Here is a 1,212-nt window from a genome sequence, read left to right as displayed (position 1 = left end):
TCGGGACGGGTGCGGGTACCTGTTTCATGGTCAACGATGAAGTAACCGCGCTTGAAGTCCCCCAGACCGATAACGTTATCCGGCATAAATTCAAGATAGTGGACGCATATCCGGATCACTGGCTTGCAAACGTTCCCGCCAGATATAATCCCCGTTGCCGTTTTTCAGCTTCTGTACCTTGGCGGCTGTGTTGGAGTTCATCACCCAGACGGCATTCTTGCGGTACTTGTTCTTAAGCAGGAACTTAAGGTCAATCAGGCTGTCGGCTTCAAGGGTGGCCACTTCCAGCTTTTGCAGGGTGCCAAAAGCGCGCGTTTTGTCGGCTTGGGTATCACGGGGATAAGACAGGAAGCCCTTGGCTTTTTTGCTGCCGTCACCGCTGACAAGATCGGTTTCTTCGGTATCGACGAAGGTGTCTGCAATCTCAGCAGTCAGCCAGCCCAAAATATCCACGTCGCTAAAGTCGATAATCTCTTGGGTTGTCTTCGGATAAGCGTAAATCGGGAACAGCTTAATGCTGACCTCTTCCATCTTCGGCGTGGTAGTCTCACCGCGTGCCTTGCCCTCTTCCCCGTGTGCCACCGCTGCCCCACCGACCGAAACCAACTGTTTGTATTCGTTGCTGCGTGTGGTCTTGAGGGTACAGATCCGGCGCATGACCGATTCATCCGCCAATTGCTGCATGATCTGTTTGTTCAGTTCAGGGATAACGGTATAGCCACCCTCTGACGGCACGCCCGTAGACAAGGTGCGGGTTTCTCCGGTCACGATATAGTGTCGCAGTTCGTCGTTGCTGAGTTTTTCACTGGTCGGCTGGATCTTCGCCTGATGGCGTTCTTCATCAGCAATTGACTCATAGCGGGCAATTTCGGCGTTCAGTGCATCGGACTGGCTGCGCAGTTCGTCGAACTGCTTGGCTTCATCTTCGGTCAGGGAACGCTTTCCGCTTTCTGCTTTGGTGAGCAGGGTGCGCATTTGTTCAGTGAGGGTTGTCTTTTGCTGGCGTAATTCAAGTAGCTTTTTCATGAAATGGTTTCCGTAACAATTAATATTAAGACGTGAAACCAGCTCTGATAGGGGCAGGCCGAATAATCTTTTTCTGCGTCTCACAGGCTGCTTCCCGCAGCTTGATTAAACGGCCTGATGGCGGCTCACGTCTGAGTGCCATTTCTTAATATATCTATGAAAAATATAATAAAAAGCCCTCGAAAT

The 1,212-nt window shown here is 51.2% G+C and carries 1 pseudogene; it reads right to left on the bottom strand.

The features are described from left to right. Nucleotides 1–1,026: pseudogene (locus PSI15_RS18025) on the bottom strand (phage major capsid protein); the annotation flags it as partial. Between the last annotated feature and the right edge of the window lie 186 nt (nucleotides 1,027–1,212).

This window comes from Xenorhabdus sp. PR6a (assembly GCF_028599065.1).
In the GTDB taxonomy this organism is placed as follows: domain Bacteria; phylum Pseudomonadota; class Gammaproteobacteria; order Enterobacterales; family Enterobacteriaceae; genus Xenorhabdus; species Xenorhabdus doucetiae.
Note: the sequence above shows the minus strand (reverse complement) of the source record. Positions and strands in the feature narration are given on the sequence as shown.